Annotated in this window: 2 protein-coding genes; both read left to right on the top strand. The window is 43.8% G+C overall.

The window, feature by feature from the left end:
* The coding region (fusA, locus tag B4033_RS11035; RefSeq protein ID WP_286833965.1) for an elongation factor G at positions 1–1,244 on the top strand (1,244 nt) is incomplete at its 5' end.
* A gap of 93 nt (positions 1,245–1,337) precedes the next feature.
* A partial coding sequence (locus B4033_RS11030) for a GTP-binding protein (protein ID WP_286833963.1) occupies positions 1,338–1,841 on the top strand: 504 nt, incomplete at its 3' end.

The following is a 1,841-nucleotide window of genomic DNA, read 5'->3' as shown; positions in this document are numbered from 1 at the left end:
TTCTTGACGACAAAGCTGAAACTAAAGCGATTCGTGAAGCATCTGACGAAGCTCCGTTCTCTGCACTTGCGTTCAAAATCATGAACGACAAATTCGTAGGTAACTTAACTTTCGTACGTGTTTACTCTGGTGTTCTTAAACAAGGTGATTCTGTTTATAACCCGGTTAAATCTAAACGTGAACGTATCGGCCGTATCGTGCAAATGCACGCGAACGATCGTCAAGACGTTGAAGAAATCCGTGCTGGTGACATCGCTGCGTGTGTAGGTCTTAAAGACGTAACTACTGGTGATACACTATGTGATGAGAAAAACATCATCACTCTAGAGCGTATGGAATTCCCAGAGCCAGTAATTGCATTGGCTGTTGAACCAAAAACTAAAGCTGACCAAGAAAAAATGTCTATCGCTTTAGGTCGTTTGGCTAAGGAAGATCCATCATTCCGCGTTCGTACTGACGAAGAATCTGGTCAAACCATTATTGCTGGTATGGGTGAGCTTCACCTTGACATCATCGTTGACCGTATGAAACGTGAATTCAACGTTGAAGCGAACATTGGTAAACCAATGGTTGCTTACCGCGAAACAATCAAAAAGACTGTTGAGCAAGAAGGTAAGTTCGTACGTCAAACTGGTGGTAAAGGTAAATTCGGTCACGTATACGTACGTTTAGAACCGCTTGATCCTGAAGCTGGTAAAGAATACGAATTCGCTGAAGAAGTTGTAGGTGGTGTAGTACCTAAAGAATTCTTCGGTGCAGTTGACAAAGGTATCCAAGAACGTATGAAGAATGGTGTCCTTGCTGGTTATCCAGTAGTTGGCATCAAAGCGACATTGTTCGATGGTTCTTACCATGATGTCGATTCTGACGAATTATCGTTCAAGATGGCTGGTTCTTATGCCTTCCGTGACGGTTTCATGAAAGCAGATCCTGTTCTTCTTGAACCTATCATGAAAGTTGAAGTAGAAACTCCAGAAGACTACATGGGCGATATCATGGGTGACTTAAACCGTCGTCGTGGTATGGTTCAGGGTATGGACGATCTACCTGGTGGTACTAAAGCAATTAAAGCTGAAGTTCCACTTGCTGAGATGTTCGGTTATGCAACTCATATGCGTTCTATGTCTCAAGGTCGTGCGACTTACTCTATGGAATTTGCTAAATATGCTGAAACTCCACGTAACGTGGCTGAAGGCATCATCGCTAAGTTCCAGTCTGGCGGTAAAAAAGGTGACGACGAGTAATCTTTCGATTACTATAAGCCCAAACTAATTCATAGTTAAAAACCAAGCGCTCATGCAGTGATCCTGCATGAGCAGTTCAAAAAGGAAGATCTCATGGCTAAGGCTAAGTTCGAACGTAATAAGCCACACGTTAACGTGGGCACAATTGGTCACGTTGACCATGGTAAAACAACTTTAACAGCTGCGATTGCAACTGTATGTGCGAAGAAATTCGGTGGTGAAGCGAAAGACTACGCTGCAATTGACTCTGCACCAGAAGAAAAAGCACGTGGTATTACCATTAACACTTCTCACGTAGAATACGATTCTCCAACTCGTCACTACGCTCACGTAGACTGCCCGGGCCACGCCGATTATGTTAAAAACATGATTACTGGTGCTGCTCAGATGGACGGCGCGATCCTTGTATGTGCTGCGACTGATGGTCCAATGCCACAAACTCGTGAACACATCCTTCTTTCTCGTCAGGTAGGTGTACCTTACATCGTTGTATTCTTGAACAAATGCGACCTTGTAGACGACGAAGAGCTTCTTGAGCTAGTTGAAATGGAAGTTCGTGAACTTCTTTCTACTTACGACTTCCCAGGTGATGACACT

The sequence above is a fragment of the Acinetobacter sp. UBA3132 genome (assembly GCF_002364825.1).
In the GTDB taxonomy this organism is placed as follows: Bacteria; Pseudomonadota; Gammaproteobacteria; order Pseudomonadales; family Moraxellaceae; genus Acinetobacter; species Acinetobacter schindleri.
This window is presented reverse-complemented; position numbering and strand designations above follow the sequence as displayed.